The sequence below is a fragment of the Pedobacter sp. N36a genome (genome assembly GCF_014472395.1).
In the GTDB taxonomy this organism is placed as follows: Bacteria; Bacteroidota; Bacteroidia; order Sphingobacteriales; family Sphingobacteriaceae; genus Pedobacter.
The window spans coordinates 727,149-746,435 of sequence record NZ_JACSZW010000001.1 but is presented as its reverse complement, the minus strand read 5'-3'; the positions used below and the strand labels follow the sequence as shown (position 1 = coordinate 746,435).

Annotated in this window: 15 protein-coding genes; 7 read left to right on the top strand and 8 right to left on the bottom strand. The window is 40.3% G+C overall.

Annotation, left to right across the window (positions count from 1 at the left end; all coding sequences use genetic code 11):
• Positions 1 to 12 precede the first annotated feature (12 nt).
• Positions 13 to 1,296, bottom strand: a complete 1,284-nt coding sequence (locus H9X96_RS03450) for an exo-beta-N-acetylmuramidase NamZ domain-containing protein (protein ID WP_187664916.1) — start codon at positions 1,294 to 1,296, stop codon at positions 13 to 15.
• Positions 1,297 to 1,725: 429 nt separating this feature from the next.
• Between H9X96_RS03450 and H9X96_RS03445 the strand changes: the two genes are divergently transcribed.
• The 3 genes from H9X96_RS03445 to H9X96_RS03435 all read left to right on the top strand — a co-directional run bounded on the left by H9X96_RS03445 (position 1,726) and on the right by H9X96_RS03435 (position 6,511).
• The gene (locus tag H9X96_RS03445; protein WP_187664915.1) at positions 1,726 to 2,946 is read left to right on the top strand and encodes an FtsX-like permease family protein; all 1,221 of its coding nucleotides are present in this window, start codon (positions 1,726 to 1,728) and stop codon (positions 2,944 to 2,946) included.
• An 87-nt stretch (positions 2,947 to 3,033) separates the two neighbouring features.
• Entirely contained in the window at positions 3,034 to 4,770 is a 1,737-nt protein-coding gene (locus H9X96_RS03440; RefSeq protein ID WP_187664914.1) for an ABC transporter ATP-binding protein, read from the top strand.
• Entirely contained in the window at positions 4,754 to 6,511 is a 1,758-nt protein-coding gene (locus H9X96_RS03435; RefSeq protein WP_187664913.1) for an ABC transporter ATP-binding protein, read from the top strand. Before H9X96_RS03440 ends, H9X96_RS03435 begins: the two co-directional genes overlap by 17 nt.
• Positions 6,512 to 6,519: 8 nt before the next feature.
• On the opposite strand, the gene H9X96_RS03430 is transcribed toward H9X96_RS03435, so the two are convergent.
• Entirely contained in the window at positions 6,520 to 6,987 is a 468-nt protein-coding gene (locus H9X96_RS03430; protein WP_255430969.1) for a DUF2059 domain-containing protein, read from the bottom strand.
• 121 nt (positions 6,988 to 7,108) lie between these two features.
• On the opposite strand from H9X96_RS03430, the gene H9X96_RS03425 reads away from it, so the two are divergent.
• Positions 7,109 to 8,410, top strand: coding sequence for a DEAD/DEAH box helicase (locus H9X96_RS03425; protein WP_370576704.1), 1,302 nt, complete (start codon positions 7,109 to 7,111; stop codon positions 8,408 to 8,410).
• Between the two features lie 72 nt (positions 8,411 to 8,482).
• On the opposite strand, the gene mazG is transcribed toward H9X96_RS03425, so the two are convergent.
• The 6 genes from mazG to H9X96_RS03395 form a co-directional block, all read right to left on the bottom strand.
• Positions 8,483 to 9,289 (bottom strand): nucleoside triphosphate pyrophosphohydrolase, encoded by an 807-nt coding sequence (gene mazG / locus H9X96_RS03420; RefSeq protein WP_187664912.1) that lies wholly within the window; start codon positions 9,287 to 9,289, stop codon positions 8,483 to 8,485.
• A gap of 66 nt (positions 9,290 to 9,355) precedes the next feature.
• A complete protein-coding gene (locus tag H9X96_RS03415) occupies positions 9,356 to 10,471 on the bottom strand; it encodes an AI-2E family transporter (protein WP_187664911.1) in 1,116 nt (371 codons plus the stop codon).
• Positions 10,472 to 10,594: 123 nt separating this feature from the next.
• The gene (locus H9X96_RS03410) at positions 10,595 to 11,545 is read right to left on the bottom strand and encodes an aldo/keto reductase (RefSeq protein ID WP_187664910.1); all 951 of its coding nucleotides are present in this window, start codon (positions 11,543 to 11,545) and stop codon (positions 10,595 to 10,597) included.
• A gap of 177 nt (positions 11,546 to 11,722) precedes the next feature.
• Entirely contained in the window at positions 11,723 to 12,385 is a 663-nt protein-coding gene (gene mnmD / locus H9X96_RS03405; protein ID WP_187664909.1) for a tRNA (5-methylaminomethyl-2-thiouridine)(34)-methyltransferase MnmD, read from the bottom strand.
• Positions 12,386 to 12,488: 103 nt separating this feature from the next.
• Positions 12,489 to 14,522 (bottom strand): M13 family metallopeptidase, encoded by a 2,034-nt coding sequence (locus H9X96_RS03400; RefSeq protein ID WP_187664908.1) that lies wholly within the window; start codon positions 14,520 to 14,522, stop codon positions 12,489 to 12,491.
• Between the two features lie 300 nt (positions 14,523 to 14,822).
• Positions 14,823 to 15,716: a DMT family transporter gene (locus H9X96_RS03395; RefSeq protein WP_222943819.1), complete on the bottom strand. Its 894-nt coding sequence runs from the start codon at positions 15,714 to 15,716 to the stop codon at positions 14,823 to 14,825.
• A 228-nt stretch (positions 15,717 to 15,944) separates the two neighbouring features.
• Here H9X96_RS03395 and H9X96_RS03390 point away from each other — a divergent pair, with 228 nt between their 5' ends.
• From H9X96_RS03390 to H9X96_RS03380, 3 genes are all read left to right on the top strand, one after another.
• Positions 15,945 to 16,487 carry an RNA polymerase sigma factor gene (locus H9X96_RS03390; RefSeq protein WP_187664907.1) on the top strand — a complete coding sequence of 181 codons (543 nt, stop codon included), beginning with the start codon at positions 15,945 to 15,947 and terminating at the stop codon, positions 16,485 to 16,487.
• A gap of 276 nt (positions 16,488 to 16,763) precedes the next feature.
• Positions 16,764 to 18,203: a glycoside hydrolase gene (locus tag H9X96_RS03385; RefSeq protein ID WP_255430968.1), complete on the top strand. Its 1,440-nt coding sequence runs from the start codon at positions 16,764 to 16,766 to the stop codon at positions 18,201 to 18,203.
• Positions 18,204 to 18,308: 105 nt separating this feature from the next.
• Positions 18,309 to 19,220 (top strand): FecR family protein, encoded by a 912-nt coding sequence (locus tag H9X96_RS03380; RefSeq protein ID WP_187664905.1) that lies wholly within the window; start codon positions 18,309 to 18,311, stop codon positions 19,218 to 19,220.
• The last annotated feature ends 67 nt before the right edge of the window (positions 19,221 to 19,287 follow it).

The following is a 19,287-nucleotide window of genomic DNA, read 5'->3' as shown; positions in this document are numbered from 1 at the left end:
AATTTATATTTGTTAAGGATATAACAAGTATTTCTTGCGCATTGTTTTATAGCGCGTTAAACCAGGTTCCCAGCTGGCGCGGATTTCCTTTTCAGATTTTCCAGCAATGATTTGTAACCTCAGACTGCTATCACCGGCCAGTTTATCAAAATTATTCATTTGATTGCTCAGCTTGTAATTGAAGAAATCTGCTTTATTTGGATAAGCCTGGTAGAGTTCAATCAGCCAGTTTAAGTTTAAGGCTTTATCTTGACGGATCTTTTCTGTATCGTAGTTTCTGAGGTCAAGTCCATAACATACTTTATTGACATGTAATGGGGTCTCTGCCATTCCTTTGATGCTTTTTGGTGTAAAACTAAAGTTATATTTTCCTTTTAATGCCGGAGCGCCAAGGATGGTAAAAGGAAACAAAGTGCCACGGCCATGATTCAAATAAGTACCTTCAAATAGGCAGGTGGTAGGGTATAGCAAAATAGACTGTGCCGTATTTAGGTTTGGTGATGGTTTTACCGGGAGCTCATATGGCAGGTCATGGTTGTAATTGGCCACCTTAATGATTTTGATTTTGCATTTCAGCTTGTTTTTTAACCAGCCTTCTCCGTTCAGCATCTGCGCATATTCGCCAACGGTTAATCCGTGGACAATTGGAATGGCCTGTAGACCGATTCCTGAAACCAGTTTAGGGTCAAGAATAGGGCCATCAATATAGAATCCATTGGGATTTGGGCGATCCAGGACCAGTACTTCTTTATTTTGAGCGGCACAGGCTTCCATGACGTGCTGCAAAGTGTTTATATAAGTGTAAAAACGAACACCCACATCCTGAATGTCAAAAACCATGACGTCTACATCTGCGAGTTCTTCTTTCGTTGGCGTGAGGTGTTTGCCATATAAAGAAACTGCAGGAATGCCGGTTTTGGCATCTATAGCATCATTTACATGGATGCCGGCACTAGCGTTTCCTCTAAAACCGTGCTCAGGTCCGAATATCTTTACAATGTTTACTCCTAGTTTAAGTAAACTATCTACACTGGTTTCCTTACCAATGATGGAGGTGGGATTGACCACCATGCCTACGCGTTTGCCTTTCAGATAAGGTAGGTATTGCTCTGTCTGTTCTGCTCCGGTGCGAATCTCGTTGTCTTGAACCTTGCTTTTATTCCTCGATTTTTCCAAAGTTTTCTTTTCTGTTGCTTTGTGAACAGCAGTAGGAGGAGTACTATGACCCGCTGCACAGGCGGATAAATGCAGACTAAGACCTGTAAGTAAGAGTAAAGAGTAACGGGCTATTTTCATCAAGGAAATTATTTGGTGATCATTTGTTATATAAGGATAAAGATAAGAAAATTGAAATGGGTTGAGAAAGGGCTGATGAGTTAAGATGTATAGGTGTCAAGATCATAAAGATTTAAATATGTTTTTATGTCTATACGCCTTGATGTTAAGGTATCTTGATATCTATTGAGGCAGTTTTAAGTACTTTAGGGTGGGTTTATTGAAATCTTTATATCAAGATGTCTAATTGTTTTAGGCGGTGATAACCTCTTTTTTATAAACGTTACATTTCATTAAGCGATGGATATGCCTATCGCTTTGTGTGGTTAAAATCATATCCATACAGCTGAAGATATTTTAAGTCGAGAAATTCACATAATATTTGCAACTTTATCGCTGTAAAAATGCCGTCGGCGTATTTTTGCTAAGTCACTATTTATAGCAAAAAGTTTGAACATAGAATATTTCATAGCGAGGCGTATAGCCATCAAATCTGAGCGTACTTTTTCAAAACTGATCGTTCGCATTGCAATTGCAGGCGTAATGCTCAGTTTAGCAGTCATGATGCTTTCTGTGGCGATCATTAAAGGGTTTAAAACGGAGATTCAGGAGAAGGTGAGGGGATACATCGGTGATGTGCGCATTTTCAAGTTCGACCTGAACAATTCCTTTGAGCAGACTCCATTTGTTCCGGAAGCAGCAACACTCCAGCATTTAAAGGGAAATCCAAATGTAGCCTACTATCAGGCTTATGCGACAAAACCTGCCATCATCTCTGTAAATGATGAGGTGGAAGGTATCAATTTTAAAGGCGTCGATAAAACTTTCAACTGGAATTATATCAAAAGCCATTTGGTAACCGGAAAGGTGATTAATTTTGCGGATAGTGCACAGGCGATGAAAGAGATTATGATCTCTCAGTTTACAGCAAACCGGCTGAAACTTAAAACCGGCGATGATTTTATCATGTACTTTGTGCAGGATCCACCAAGAAACCGAAAGTTTAAAATTGTAGGAATTTATGCCGTTGGCGTAGAGGAGATCGATAAAGGTTTTGTATTGGGCGATATCAATGTGATTCGCAGGCTGAATAACTGGGCCCCCAATGAGATTGGTGGATTAGAAATCCGAATCAAAGACTTTGCGAAGTTGAAAGAAGTTTCTACGGGTATATATGAAAACCTGGAAGTCAATCTCAGGTCGGAATCTGTATCCGAATTTTTTCCGGCTATTTTTACCTGGCTGTCTTTATTGGATGTCAATACCAGAGTTTTGCTGATTCTGATGATGATTGTAGGGGTGATCAATATGATTACCGCGCTGCTGATCATGATTCTCGAACGGACCAATATGATCGGTATGCTGAAAGCTTTTGGGATGACAGATTATAGTGTGATCAAGATTTTCCTGTACAATGCGGTATATCTTGTCGGTATAGGCTTATTTTTAGGGAATATTCTTGGATTAGGACTAGGCTTTATCCAAAAATACACCCATATTTTTAAATTGGATCAGGGCTCTTATTACTTATCGTACGTGCCTGTGGAACTCCATTTTGTAGATGTATTGGTTTTAAATATCGGAATCGTAGTGATCTGTTTTGTGGTACTCATCATTCCTTCTTTGTTAGTCAGCAAAATATCGCCGCTAAAAGCAATCCGTTTTAAATAATTTTAATGAATGTTTGGTACTTTGTGTGCTGCAAAAATATAGCTTTGTAAGGTCCTTTTTGGTCTTGTAAATAGAGGAAATTGAAATATGAAAGCAACAGTAAAAGAGAAAAAATCTAGCGTTTTTAGTCTGTTGAAGCCCTATCGTGGAATGATCTATCTATTGATCTTTCTTGCTTTGCTGAGTAATGGGGTCAACTTATTGCTGCCAAAACTGATTGCAAATGGAATTGATGCCTATACCGCCGGCACTTTTCTGATTAAGCCGGTAATGATTGAATTCTCCGGAGCGATTGTACTGATATTTATCTTTACCTATTTACAAAGTGTAGTGCAGACTTACGCTTCTGAAAAGGTGGCAAGAGACCTGAGAAGACAGCTTTCTGATCAGATTTCTCGCCAAAGTCATGCTTATATAGAAAAGGCAAATCCTTCAAAATTACTGACCAATCTGACTGCTGATGTAGATGCCATCAAGTCTTTTGTGGCGCAGGCAATTGTTTCCATTGCCTCCTCCATCTTTCTGATCCTAGGCGCGAGTATGCTGCTGCTGGGCTTAAACTGGCGGCTGGCACTAGCGGTAATTGCTATTGTACCGATTATAGGGACTGCTTTTTACCTGGTATTGAGTAAGGTTAAGCCTTTGTTTAAAAAGAGCAGAGAAGTGATCGACTGGTTAAATAAGGTGATCAATGAAAGTATTTTGGGCGCTGCATTGATCCGCGTGATCAATTCCCAGCAACTGGAATATTCTAAGTTTTTATCCGCCAATGCGCAAGCCAGAGACCTTGGACTGGCTATTTTAAAGCTATTCGCAGGTTTAATTCCACTGATTATATTTGTGGCCAATATGGCCGGCATCACAATTTTGGCATTGGGTGGTCATTTTGTGATCCAGGGAACCATGTCATTAGGAGAATTTGCCGCCTTTAACAGCTACCTGAGTTTACTTATTTTTCCAATTCTGGTGATTGGTTTTATGAGTAACGTGATTGCTCAGGCTACCACTTCTTATAAACGTATTGAAGGGGTATTGAATTTACAGGAAAGTCCGGCAGAAGGGAAAATTAAGGAACTATTAGCAGGAGCAATTACCTTAAAAGACGTATCAGTGTCTTATGGTCAGAAGCCAGCTTTGAAAAACATCTCCTTTTCTGTGGAAGCAGGGTCTAAAACTGCAATTATCGGTCCTACTGCTGCAGGAAAGTCGCAATTACTGTATATCCTTACCGGATTAATCCTGCCTGATACCGGCGAAGTTCGCTTTGATGGGCATGATATTAAAGATTATAATCCTGAATCTTTTCACCAGCAGGTTGGTTTTGTATTCCAGGATAGCATTATATTTAATATGAGTATTCGTGAAAATATTGCCTTCAGTGATACGGTAACAGATCAATCTTTAGAAAAAGCAATTGCTACAGCAGAATTAAATGACTTTATCACTGCCTTACCAGATCAATTGAATACGATTGTTTCTGAGCGGGGATCTAATCTTTCCGGCGGACAAAAACAGCGAATCATGCTGGCAAGGGCATTGGCCGTCAATCCTAAGGTTTTGCTATTAGACGATTTTACTTCCCGAGTGGATCACCATACCGAAAAGAGAATATTAGAAAATGTGCAGCAGAATTATCCGGGCATTACTTTATTGTCAGTCACACAAAAAATTGCCGCAGTAGCGCATTATGATAAGGTGATGGTGCTGATGCAAGGGGAAATTGTGGCACAGGGTAAACATGAGGACCTGATGAAAACGAGTCCGGAGTATGTTCAAATTTTTAACTCACAACAGAGTACCAGCAATTATGAATTACAATCTTAACCAGAATAGTGGCCAGGAAGAAAAACAGTCTACTTTTCAGGCCTTAAAAAAACTGATTCAATTGATTTCTGATGAGAAGAAAAATCTGTGGATTGCTTCAGGGATTATTCTTTTGAACTCTGGTTTACTTTTATTGGGGCCACTATTGATCGGACATACGATCGATACCTATATCCGCACTAAAGATTATCAGGGCGTTCTTGTCTTTTCAGGAATTATATTTGCGATGTATCTACTGGCTTTCTGCACGGGGTATTTCCAGACGAAACTGATGGGAGGGGTGGGGCAGCGCATGCTGTATACCTTGAGGAATGCAGTTTTCAATAAGCTTCAGGAACTTCCTGTGGCCTTTTTTAATGAGAATAAGGCTGGAGATTTGATTTCCAGAGTGAACAACGATACCGATAAGATCAACCAGTTTTTCTCTCAGTCGCTGATGCAGTTTATTGGCAGTATTGTGACCATGACAGGTGCTGGTATTTTCTTACTGATGATCAACTTTGAGTTGGGTGCGGCAGCCTTGGTTCCGGCATTGCTGATCCTGATTTTTACTGCATTGGTCTCTCCATGGGTGAAAAGAAGAAATGCCTCCAATTTGAAAAGCGTTGGTGGCTTGAGCGCCGAAATTCAGGAAAGCCTGAATAATTTTAAAGTGATCATCGCCTTTAACAGAAGAGATTATTTCCGGAAAAGATTTGATGAGGCGAATAGCCACAATTATAAAACGGCAATAGGAGCAGGGCTGGCTAATAATATTTTAATGCCTGTTTATGGGTTGTTTTCCAGCATGGCACAGCTGATTGTGCTGCTCTTTGGAATTTATCTGATTTCTGAAGGACAGTTTACGATCGGACTCCTGGTAAGTTATTTTTCTTACGCTACCAATTTCTATAATCCATTGAGACAACTGGCCGCTTTATGGGCAAATTTTCAGGTAGCGATGGCAGGATGGGACCGGATTTCTCAAATCTTGTCCATGAAAAATGACCTGCAGCAAGTTGAAGGAAATGTAGAGACTTCCAATGCTTTGCTGGAATTTAGAAATGTCCATTTCTCTTATACCAGCGGCAAAGAAATTTTACACGACATCAGTTTTAGTTTGGAGAAAGGAAAAACTTATGCATTGATTGGCCCTACAGGAGGCGGTAAAACCACTACCGCATCCTTAATTGCGCGGTTATATGATGCCACAGCAGGAACAGTTTTACTGAGTGGTAAGGATATTCGTTCTTATTCACATGAAGAACGTGCAGCTAAGATTGGCTTCATTTTACAAGAACCTTTTTTGTTTACAGGGACGGTGAGGGATAATATTTTATATGGGAATGACCGGTATAAAGAGTATAGCAATGAACAGTTGGAAGAGGTGATCCGGAAAGCCAATCTGGATGCGTTATTAGCCATTTTCGAAGATGGATTGGATACTGCAGTGACTTCCGGTTCTGATAATATTAGCCTGGGACAAAAGCAGCTGATTGCTTTTATGAGGGCGGTTTTACGAAACCCAGAATTGTTAATTCTGGATGAAGCCACCGCTAATATTGATACGATTACAGAACAGTTACTCAGCGCTATTCTAAAAAAATTACCTAAAGAAACCACTTTGGTGATCATTGCACACCGTTTAAATACCATCGAAAATGCGGATGAGATCTTCTTTGTGAACTCCGGAGAGGTCACACGTGCAGGTACACTTGAGCACGCGATGGACCTGTTGCTGAAGGGTAAGCGGAGTAGCTGACTTTATCCCTAATATCCTTTTTCTTGTAATTTCTTTGTGAATTCTTCGCCTAATTTCATTCCCCATTGCTGGCCAGCCTGCATAGAATCCTGCATGATGAAAGGCGTTTTTTCGGCTAGTTTTTTGCCGGAAGGCGTATGGTAAAATGCTGTGATTGCTTTAAGGTCGGCTTCAGTCAGGTTTTTTTGATAGATTGGAAGTAACAGGTCAAATAACTCATCCTGAGCTGATTTAAGGAAAGTAGCTTCAAAATCTTGCCAGATGGATTCAGGAACATCGTTTTTTTGTGATTTCAGCATTTTTATAGTTTGTACAATGGCGACTTTGTATGTTGCAGCGGAGCCAGAAGCGTCCATCATCTCTTTAAGGCTAGTTTTATAGGAATTACTGTCCTGTCCGAAGGAAATCATCGTACTGCTAAATAGTAAGGCAGTTACTAAAAAGAGCCTTTTCATGGTATTAGATATGTTTTTCATGATTCAAATTAAAGAGAAAAATCCAAGATTCCTACTATAATGTTTCCCGAATTATAAAAGGCTACAGTCCTCAATTAAATATTACGTAAATTTGCAGAATAATAATATTAATAGAGAAACTGTGTCATTAGAGAAATTAAAACTAAGCAAGCAACTGGTAACGGCAATGACTGATGCCGGATATATATCTGCAAAAGAGATTCAGGCAAAAACAATGTCAAGAATTCTTGGCGGACAGGATATCATCGCTGTTGGTCCTGAAGGTTCAGGAAAAACGACGAACTATGTGCTTGGGGTTCTAATGCGCCTGAAATACAGCACAGATGAAGCGCCAAAAGTGCTGATCCTTGTTCCTTCAAAGGAAAAGGTATTAGAGGTGATTGAAGAATTTGAGAAACTAAATAAAAATAAAAACCTCCGTATGATGGGCTTATACGGAAACGGAGGAACAGAGCAGGATGTATTGGATCTGGTAGATGGGGTGGATATTGTGGTAGCTTTGCCAACCAGAGCACGTGCTATTTATCTAAAACTAGGTCTGAACCTGAGTAAATTGCAGATGTTTATCGTAGATGATGCAGAAGTAATTGTGAAACAAGGAATGCAGCTTCCGGTTTGTGAATTGGCGAGAAGCGCAGGTAAATGTCAGCATTTGATCTTTACTACTGTTGTTCATGAAAAACTGAACAATATGATTGATCAGTTCCTGCATTTCCCAACTACTTTAGAAGTTGAAGACCTGGGTGAAAATGAGGCAAGCACGCATGAACTGATTTTATACCCTGTTCCTAATCATAAAACCAAAGTGAATTTACTCAATATGCTGTTGAGAGATGATGAGGTATTTGATCAGGTTGTGGTATTTGTAAATACACGTTTAACGGCACAGAAACTAGGTAAAAGCCTGCATTCTGCAAAGCCCGGTGATGTATCTGTATTGAATCCCTTGTTTTTTGATGATGAGAATGGATTTGACCATATTGAAGATTTTAAGGAAATTCCTGAAGCCAGAATTTTAATCATTGCTAATGAAGGCACCGCTAATCTGGATCTTTCTGGTATCCCTTTTATCTTCCATTTCGAAGTTCCTGAGCAAAAAGAAACTTTCCTAAGCAGAATCCTGAAAAATGGTGATGAAGAGGTGGTAGCAATCACTTTTGCGACCGATATGGAATTGGTAGAAGTGAAGAAAATTGAGCAGTCTATCGGTAAAAAGTTAACAGTGATGGACTTACCAGAAGGATTAGTAATTGATAAAGTTGCTAAAACCGGTGGTCTTGATAAAAGCAGGATTGTGAAAGAGAAAAATGTTGCGCCAACCGGCGGCGGCGCTTTCCATGACAAGAAAGAAAGCAATACTAAAGACTATAATTATGGTATTGGCCAGAAGGCAAAGATGACCATGAAAAAGAAACACGGCTAAAATCTGTAGCTGATCAGCGCATCGTCTGTCATAAATAAAGCCCTTAGTTCATTTGAGCTAAGGGCTTTATTATTAAAGCTTCTTGGCTTCATTCCAATAAACATCCATCTCGGCAAGGGTCATATCTTGTAAAGCTTTACCATTTTCTTTGGCTTTACTTTCCAGGTACTGGAACCTTTTGATGAACTTTTTATTGGTTTTTTCTAATGCGTTTTCTGGATTGATGTTAATGAAACGGGCATAATTGATTAATGAGAATAACAGATCTCCAAATTCTTCTTCTGCTTTTTCTACATCTATGGCCTCATTATCTTTAGTATTGTATTCGTCTTTAAATTCCTGAAGTTCTTCTTCTACTTTTTCCCATACCTGGGTTTTATCATCCCAGTCGAAGCCTACACCTCTGGCTTTTTCCTGAATGCGGCTGGCTTTAACTAATGATGGTAAGCCTGCCGGAACACCTGCCAACACTGATTTGTTACCTTCTTTCAGTTTAATCTGCTCCCAATTGCGTTTCACATCATGTTCATCTTTTACTTCCACATCACCATAAATGTGCGGGTGGCGGTTGATCAGTTTATCACAAACACTGTTTAGTACATCAACAATTGTAAAATCATTAGTTTCAGACGCGATTCTGGCATAAAATACCAGGTGCATCATGACATCACCAAGTTCTTTTTTTACTTCGTCCAGGTCACCTTCCAGGATGGCATCAGACAATTCATAGGTTTCTTCTATCGTGAGGTGACGAAGGGTTTCCATCGTTTGTTTTTTATCCCATGGACAGTCGGTACGAAGCGTATCTAATACGGTTAACAACCTTTGGAATGCGGTTGCCGGATCGGCAGCCGTTATTGGGGCGATATGATTGGGCATTGTGTTGTGTTTTATTTAATGACGTTAAAGGTAATCATCATTGTGGTTAACTATCCTATGTTATTGCTATTCTTGTTCTTCTAGTTTGATGTTTTTGCTGAGGCGATAAACCTTTCTTTTCTTATTGGGCTTGTCTTCTCCACCAAGCAGGATTCCCCATGGTTTTAGAGAATCAATACGGTCGAAAATGATCTTTAGCATGGCCAGATAGGGGATACATAAAAACATGCCGGAGATGCCCCATACCATTTCCCCAACCACAATCCCGATAAAGGCAAATAGGGCATTGATTTTTACCTTAGATCCCACTACTAAGGGCATTAATACATTTCCGTCTATCGTATGAACAGCGATAAAGGCAATGATGACTAGTAATACCTTGGCGGCACCAGCGGTAGCAAAAGTGATCAGCACACTGATCACCAAGGCACTAAAGATTCCGATATAAGGGATGATGTTAAATATTCCGGTGATTAAGCCTAATAAAACAGCATATTTTACGCCTAATATCCAAAGTACCAGCATCATTAAACTGGTTACAATGAACATTTGCAGGAATAATCCGGTGATGTATTTCTTGATGATGTATTGAATCTGCCTGACGATTTCACCTACTTTTTCAGTGTGCTGTTCTTCAAACACGGAGGTTAAAAAGCTGAACAATACCCTTCTGTAGTTTAACAGGAAGAAGGTAAATAGCAATAGGAAAAAGAGAAATAATAAAGAAGTAGAAAGGGTAAGCAGGGTAGCGCCGACAAATACAGCGCTGGTAGACAATACTTTTGAGGCTCCCTCTTTTACGTATTCGATCTGTTTTTGTGCATTTACGCCAAAATTTGAGGAGATCCAATGTTGTAGCTCATGGAAAGAAGTTTCTCCCTGCTGTTTCAGTAAGGGCCAGTCTTGCCAGAGGTCTGTGAGCTGGTTGGCCAGGAAAAATAAAATGCTGCAGATGACAGCGATCATCAGGACTACAGAGATGATAGAGGCCATACTTCTTTTCAGTCTGCATTTCTGTTCCAGGAAGTTGGCCAATGGCAATAGTAAAATAGCCAATAGAAATGAAGTGAGTAGAGGAGCAAGGATCGTTCGGCCTAGTATGGCCAGGTATCCTAAAGAAATAATCGAGAAAAGAACTATCGCTAATTTTGCATTGAACGGTTGACTGGAGCTGTTCTTCATATCTGATTGAGGTGTTAGATAGACGTAATTTAGTAATTTACACCTAAAGACAAATGCCTTGCCAAATTTTCTTCAGCAAGGCATTTAGAAAGATGTCTTATTATTTTTAAAAGTGTAGCGTGATTATTCCCAATTACTTGCTTCGTCTAAAATGGCAATATCTTCCATATTCAATTTTAACATTGCTGCTTTTTTAAGGTCTTCTAACTGTGAAAGGTTCGTTACACTAGCAATTGGCGCTGTTATAGAAGGGCGTGCAATCAGCCAAGCAAGGGATACGCTTGCCGGTGTGGCATTGTATTGCTCGGATACTTCATCAAGTGCCTTCAGTATTTTAAAACCACGCTCGTTCATGTATTTTTGAATACCAGCACCTCGCTGACTTTTATTTAAGTCGGTTTCTGTACGGTATTTTCCAGTTAAGAAACCACTTGCTAAAGCATAATAATTGATCACAGCGAGTTGGTACTCTGTAGCGACCTGTTCCAAATCCTTCTCATATCCTTCGCGAGCATACAGGTTATACTCTGGCTGGAAGGTTTGATATTTCGGCAGGCTTAATTTTTGAGCTGTTTCCAGCGCTTCTTTTAAACGTGCTCCAGTATAGTTTGAGGCGCCAATCCAACGAATTTTACCTGCCCTGATCAACTCGTCATATGCGGCTAATGTTTCAGCGATGGGCGTATTCGGATCGTCGTAATGACTCTGATAAAGATCTATGTAATCTGTTTTTAGTCTTTTCAGTGAAGCGTCTACACCCTCCAGAATGGTTTTTTTAGAAAGTGATTTCCCATGGCCCATATCTCCGCCTACTTTAGTTGCAATGATGACCTCATTTCGGTTTTTTCTTTGCTGCATCCAGTTGCCGATAATCGTTTCAGATTCGCCGCCAGAGTTGCCCGGCTTCCATCGGGAATACACATCTGCAGTATCTATGAAGTTGAAACCGGCCCCGGTAAAGCCATCTAATATTTCAAAGGATTTCGCCTCGTCTATGGTCCAGCCAAAAACATTCCCGCCAAAAGTGATCGGGTATACAAATAAATCGGAATTGCCTAATTTTCTTTTTTCCATTGCCAGCTATCTGTTGTTCTAATTGTTTCTTGAACGTCTTTAATAATTTTTAAGAGCGTATCTATTTAACAACAAAGTAGCGCTATTTGTTGTACCACCAAAAATTGAGTCATTGAAAATGACATTAATCGCAGGAAAATGAGGTTCAAAGGGGAAGGGTGCTGTCAAATGCAGGAATTATAGTTTTGTGCCCCTTAGCATTTCTCTTTTTCCAGGTGCTCCGGGTAATTTTTCTATGGTAAAACCATTACTTTTTAGCGCGCGCTTTAACTTCCCTGTGATCGCATAAGTCACAAATGTTCCACCTGGTTTCAGGAAACTACAGGTATGTGCAATGATTTCATCTGACCACATTTCTGGTTGATGCTGTACGGAAAAGGCATCGTAGTAAACCAGGTCATATGCAGCGGGGCCTTGAAACTGATCCAGTGTGATGTGCGGGATGGTTAATTCCTGGCCAGGTAAAAGGGCTATCGGTGCTTTCAGCGCGTTTAAATAGTTGTTTTCTAAACTATTCCAGATGTTTTCAGGAACATATTGCTGATAACCGGTAGATTTTAAGGCCTCCAGTTCTAAAGGAAAAGCTTCCAGTCCTATATATTTAAGCTCGATATTATTGGCTGCCGCATATTCCAGCGTCAGTAAAAAGTTTAGTCCTGTACCAAATCCGATTTCCAGGATAGAGATTTCCCGCTGATTGGCAGCTACATGTTTTAATCCAGCATCAATAAACACATGTTTACTTTCTTGTAAAGCACCATGTTTAGAGTGATAATGTTCGCCGATTGTTTCGTTAAATAATGTATTGGAGCCGTCGGCAGTTAAAGTTATGATATTCATTTTAGAGGTGAGCCCTAAGCTTAATAGATGAACCGCAAGATAACAAAAAAGCGCGGCCTTCCTAAATAAGGAGGCCGCGCTTTAGGTTAAAGGCAGATTTGGATTACCACATCCTGATTCTGTCTTCTGGTTTTTTGTATAATTTATCACCAGGTTTCACATCAAAAGCTTTGTACCAGGCATCCATATTTACTGGTGCACCGATGGTTCTGTATGGGCCTGGAGAGTGTGGGTCTGTTTTGATCAGCTGCGCTGCAGTTTCGTCCAGGATATTTCCTCTCCATACCTGAGCCCAGGATAAGAAGAAACGCTGATCAGGAGTAAATCCATCAATTTTATCTTCCGACTGCCCTTGTTTTGTCATTTTAAATGCAGTGTATGCTGCGTTTAAACCGCCCAGGTCACCGATGTTTTCTCCCATAGTCAGTTTACCAATCACATGAATGGTATCTAAAACGGTATAGGCATCAAACTGTTCGCCAAGCGCTTTAGTTTTTGCTTCAAATTTAACTTTGTCTTCCGGTGTCCACCAGTTGCGTAAGTTTCCGTCTTTGTCATACTGACTTCCAGAATCATCAAATCCATGAGACATCTCATGACCAATAACTGCACCGATACCACCATAATTTACGGCATCATCAGCATTTGGATCGAAGAATGGGAATTGTAGGATTCCGGCAGGGAATACAATTTCATTCATGGTAGGACTGTAATAAGCATTAACAGTTGGAGGAGTCATACCGAAACGGGTACGATCTACCGGTTTGCCCAGCTGAGTCACCATTTCATTGTATCCCCAGGCACCTGCGTTACGTAAGTTTTGAAGGTAAGTAGTACGGGTGATTGTTAAGCCTTCATAATCTTTCCATTTGTCTGGGTAACCGATTTTAGGAACAAAGGCATTTAATTTTTCCAATGCTTTTCCTTTGGTTACATCACTCATCCAGTCCAGGTTATTGATTCTGATCTCAAAAGCTTTTCGAAGGTTCGCAATTAATTCTGTCATGCGGACTTTCGCATCTGGCTTGAAATATTGTGCCACGTACAATTGTCCCAGCAATTCACCAATGGTGCCATCGGTTAGCTGTGACATACGCTGCCATCTTGGAGTTTGTACTTTCTGACCAGTTTGTGCTTGTGTAAAGGCAAAAGAAGCATTTACAAATGGGCTGCTCAGGTTAGAAGCGGATGATTTTAATACATTCCATTCCAGGTAAGTCTTCCAGTCGGCCACAGGAACAGTTTTTAACATTCCGTCCAGGCTGACAAAGAATTTAGGCGAAGAAACCAGGATTGTATCCTGACCAGTGACCTTAAATTTAGGAAGCATCGTTACCCAGTTCAATTGAGGGGTAGTTTTGCTAAAGTCTGTTACCGTAAATTTATTATAGGTTTTATGTGGATCACGCATTTCCACTCTTGCCATTTGTGCTTCTGCCAATTGTTTTTCAATGGCCATCACGGTAGCGGCTTTTTTCTTAGCTTCAGCTGGACTGTTTCCCGTTAAAGTAAACAGGGTGGTCATGTACTTATCATAGGCTTCTCTGATTTTAACACTTCTGCTGTCGTCTTTCAGGTAATAATCACGGTCAGGTAAGGTCGTTCCTCCCTGGCCAAGCTGTGCCATGTACTTGTTTACATTTTTTCTATCCTGGCCAACGTAAAAGCTGAACATTGGTGCAGCCAGTCCGGTGGTTCTCAGGTAAGCAGCATGATCCAGAATTCCTTGGAGGTCTTTGATCTGCTTGATTTTTTCCAGGTCCGCTTTAATTGGTGTATAACCTAGCTTTTCAATAGTTACACTGTCCATTGCCGCAGCATAAAAATCACCTACACGTCTTTTTACAGAACCTGCAGGAGCTGATTTGTCTGCTGCTGCACCTTCTACCAATCCCTTTACCGCATTTATATTGAAGTCGCGGAGCGCATTGAAGCTTCCCCAACGCGTTTCTTTTGCAGGAACAGGGTTGTTTTTGATCCAGGTGCCACTGGCGTATTGATAGAAATCATCTCCTGGTTTAACGGTAAGATCCATATTTGCAGGATCAATAAATTTCATCTGCGATTGTGCATTTGCGGTGTAGCTTGCAGCCAAGATCCCCAAAGCAGCAAAATAGCTTTTCAGTTTAGTAGTCATAAGTAGTTAGTTAATAGTGGATAGACGCAGCCATTATTATCCGAAAGAAAATATCGGCCCAGCTATCGAAGGATCAATGTAGGAAATCCCTGGAAACAAACCATATATCTATTAAAAATATTACTTATTGAACCAGTAATACAGCTTAGTTAAGCCTAGTCTTCTAAAAATGACCTCTGTAAATAGAACTATCTTGATCGCTTTCATAACTTGGGTTTTTATATCTATTTAACATATTTTAACACAATTTATTGTGTGATGTTATGAAAATTATGATATAAACTTTGGCTAGCTATAGGATTAGGTTTGTGTTTTAATGCGTTGACGCTGACCAATATAAAGGCCTAAAACGACCAGGGATGTTCCGCATATGGTATACCATGTGATCGGTTCATTCATCAGCCACCAGGCATAGAAGAAACCAAATAAAGGACATAGGAATAACCATAAGGAAGCTTTTACTGTATCCAGTTTCAGCAGGAAGAACCAGCAGATTAGCCCTACAACGGAAACGGCAAGACTCAGCCACAATACAGAATACCAAAAGGTAGCATCGGGTTGAAAGGATTGAAAATCACCAAATATAGCGGTTACTGGCAGCAAGAAGAGTCCCCCGAGGGCAACTTGCCATCCATTGATCAGCAGATTTGGCAAGGCCCAGGTCACCCTTGCGTAATACACACTTGCGAATGAAACGACCACCATACTTAGCATGAGCAGCCCGATTCCCATCAAGCTTGTACTTTGATGGCCTAATAAAGGGTAGGTAGCAAAAGCGATTCCGGTCATCCCTAGTACTATACTTAATATTTCTGCTCCTGAAGGCCTTCTGCCGATTAGCCAGGAGGAAAAGATCACCATCAGCAGGGGATTAGTGGATACGGCTAAACTGCCGATCCCGGCAGCAGTAAATTTCATCGCATAAACGTACAGTCCCAGGTACACGGCGGTATTGAGGAAGCCAAAAATAGCCAGCTGTTTCCATTCAGTGGCATTAGGCAAGCGATAGATTTTATCTTTACTGATGCCATAACAATAACCCAGTAAGACCATTCCCGCCAGAAAAAAACGAACATTAGCCAGGATCAGTGGGGGAGCAGAGTGTACACCAAACTTAGTTGCCACTGAGGCAGATGCCCAAAGCATGGAGAATAGTACTCCGATTCCAATCGTCTTTATCGTCCCTTTTGTCATTTCGTCTTAAACCTAAGAAAATTGTTGATTTTATGGAAGCTTTATACCTTAACAAGGTGAGAATAAAGTCTAAGAATTGATAAATGATTTTTTAATCTGTTAGTATGTACAAGAACTTAATGAAAACTTAACGATAAGGACTGAGCTCTGTTTTTCTATTCCTTTACTTTTGTAATTAAATTTATATATTGGATCACCAAATATAACACCACCTAAGACCTCCATTTATTGAAACAGCTTACAGACCTGGCTTTGCTGGCCTTATTGAGAGAAGACAATAATGACGCATTTAATGAAATTTATTCGCGTTATTGGGATGTGGTATACGCGATTGCCTGCAAGAAGCTGAACAATAGGGAGGAGGCAAAAGATGTGGTTCATGATTTGTTTATGGTGATCTGGGTAAAGCGACATACTTTAAAAATTACCACCACTTTTATCGGATTTATTTATACCATCTTAAAAAATAAACTGACGGATCTCCATCGTCGACAAAGCCTCCGCATCAAACATGATGTTGAATATTTAAATCTTACCGAAGAAACAGATAATTCTCTTTTTGAACAATACACCACAAAGGAGATGGCTGGCCAATTGAGTTTGGAAATACAGAACATGCCCACTGGTATGCGTAAAGTTTTTCAAATGAGCAGAGAGGAAGAGCTATCTGTGAATGAGATTGCCGGAAAACTATCTATTTCTTCTCAAACGGTAAAGAATCAAATTACCAGCGCACTGAAAAGACTTCGCGTAAAATGCCAATTGTATTAAAATTGGATAAAAAAGTATTTATTTACCGTACTCCTTTTGTTTAAGTTAGTTATGTATTTAGTAGATGACAAGACAACAAAAAAAGCGCTTTTAAGGAGTGGTATTTTCGGATACTTCCCCAATTGATGTCCTAAAATTATTTAATGAAAATGCAGGTCAATAATGACTTGTACAACCTGAACTCAAATTAAATGAATTATGAGGTGCAATAACCTACAATTAACTTTTTTGGCCCTGTTAACGCTCGTCCTGGCCGGAAGCTGTAAAAAGAAGACAATGGAAGACCTGGTTCCAGGTTCCGGAAAATTAAAAGCGAATCAGCTGGCTGTGGCAGCGGCAGACGCCGGTACAGCGGAAGTTACCGTCAATTGGGAGCAAACCTATCAGCGAATAGATGGTTTTGGCGCCTTTGGGGGGCGTATCGTGCCATTTTTTGAATCTCCGAAAAGAGATAGTATTATGGCTTATTTATGGGGAAATGCAGGTTTACAGTTAAATATGGTGCGAGGAAAAGTCCTGCATACCTATCCTTTTAACAAGCAAACTGGGGTAGTGACCATTAAACCTACTGGGGTAGATATCGACGTAGACGTAAATAGCACCAGCTATACTTCGCTTACGGCAGTTCAGAAAGAACATTTAGGACAATTATGGATTTTGAAAAAGATTAAAGAACGTTATCAGGTACCAATTACTTTTGCCAGTACCTGGACGCCTCCTTTGTCTATGAAAACAAATCCGAATGTTGAAAGTGCAAAGTGGTTTAATGGATTGAACTTCAATACCAGTTCCAGCGATTTTGCCAGGTATCTGGCTGGATTTGCGAAATCTTACCAGAATGAAGGTGTGAATTTTTATGCCATCTCTCCTTCCAATGAACCGGAAAATGTATTCTCGGATTGGGATGCATCTTATTGGACTTCGGCACATCTTGGACAATTTGTGACCAATAACTTAAGGCCGGCCTTAAATCAGGCAGGTTTGAGTACCACAAAAATTCTTTCTTCTGAGAATGCGGCCTGGGGTACTGCCAATACTTTTCTTGGCGGTATGGACAGAAGTAATGTAGATATTCTTGCGGGACACGGTTATGTAGAGGTTGGAGAATTAATCGGAGGAAAGCGCGGCTTAAATCAGAGTCCGGTGACCTGGAATTATGCTACTGCTAATAAACCGGTATGGATGACAGAGACTTCTGACGATGGCGGAAGCTATGACAATACGATTGTTGGTGGACTAAAACTAGCCACCAGCATGCATAAGTTCTTAGCTGAATGTAATGTGAATGCTTTTGTGTATTGGCTGGGTATGCTGGCGATCCGTAACAATGAATCCCTGATTTGTACAAATGCAGATGGTAGTCTGGATTTTCCAAAAACCTACGACGTGATGGGGCAATTTTCCCGATATATTCATGCGGGTTACTACAGGTTTGGCAGTACTGTACAGAACAATTCCGTGTTAAAAGTGTCTGCTTATAAAGACCCTAATACTGGAAAATTCAGTTTGGTAGTCATCAATTCTGGTACGAATTCGATCAGTACCACCTTACGTTTACAAGGCTTTTCTGCTGGAACATTATTGAGTTTCCAGACCTCAGGAGGTAATGCTGCACATTGGCAGCAAGGAAGTACCTTAAGCCCAGCTGCAGATGGCAGCTTTACGATCAGCGTTCCTGCTCAAAGTGTGACCACTTTTACTGGTCAAAAAAACTAAAAAAAAAGGCAGCAGCGGCATGATATGATGCAGCTGCTGCTTTTTTAAAAAAAAAAATTTTTCTCATAGTACCTCTTCCAAGCCCGTTCGTTATGCATTTAGTATATGAACGAGAAAGACAAAAACGACCTGTATAAAGCATTCGGAATTAATGATCCTTCCGGTGTTTTTAAAGGTGAACATGATCAGGAGACCATACGTCAGGAAATCCTGGGGCGCCTACACGCGACCAAACAAATTCAGCAGCAGCAAGCACGTAGCCTCAAGCTGAAAAAGAAAAAAACAATGCTGAGCATGGCTGCAGCAATTAGCTTCCTACTACTTTCAACAGCTTTATTCTTTTTCTATTCCTATAGCAGCAATTACATTACCGTTACCGTTCCAAAAGGAGAGACCCGACAACTGGTTTTACCAGATGGCTCCACGGTATGGCTAAATTCTGCCAGTACTTTTAAATACCCTAAAAAATTCGGAAAGAAAAGATTGGTTTACCTGGTGGATGGGGAAGGCTTTTTCAATATCGTTCATGATGAAAAGGTTCCATTTGTAGTGGAAGCTTCTGGAATTAAGACCAATGTGCTGGGAACTTCTTTTGTAGTGAAATCTTATCAGGCATTGTCTACCAGGAGTGTGGCCGTAGTCACCGGAAAGGTAGCTGTAACTGACGAACAGCATCAAACCAGTGTTTTAATCAAAAATGAAGAAGTGGTTTACAATACGGATCACCGGAAGCCGAAAGTATGGAAAGTAAAAGCAACAGAGCGCATGGCATGGAATGATGGCAATGTAATCCTGAATGCGGCTTATTTTGAAGACCTCGTACTTGCCGTGGAAAACGCTTATCAGGTCAAGATCAAATATGATCAGCAGAAATTCAAAAACTGTCAGAATAGTATCCGCTTTAATACTCACCAAAGTTTAACTGAGGTATTAGACCTCATCAAGGAAATACAAGGAATTACTTACCAAATTAACAAAGAAAAGGAGGTGCTTATAACAGGTATTGGATGTAACTAATCGGTCAATAGTAGTAAAAAAGAAGATCAGTATCTGTTAGAGCAGATACTGATCAGAATGTACAGCA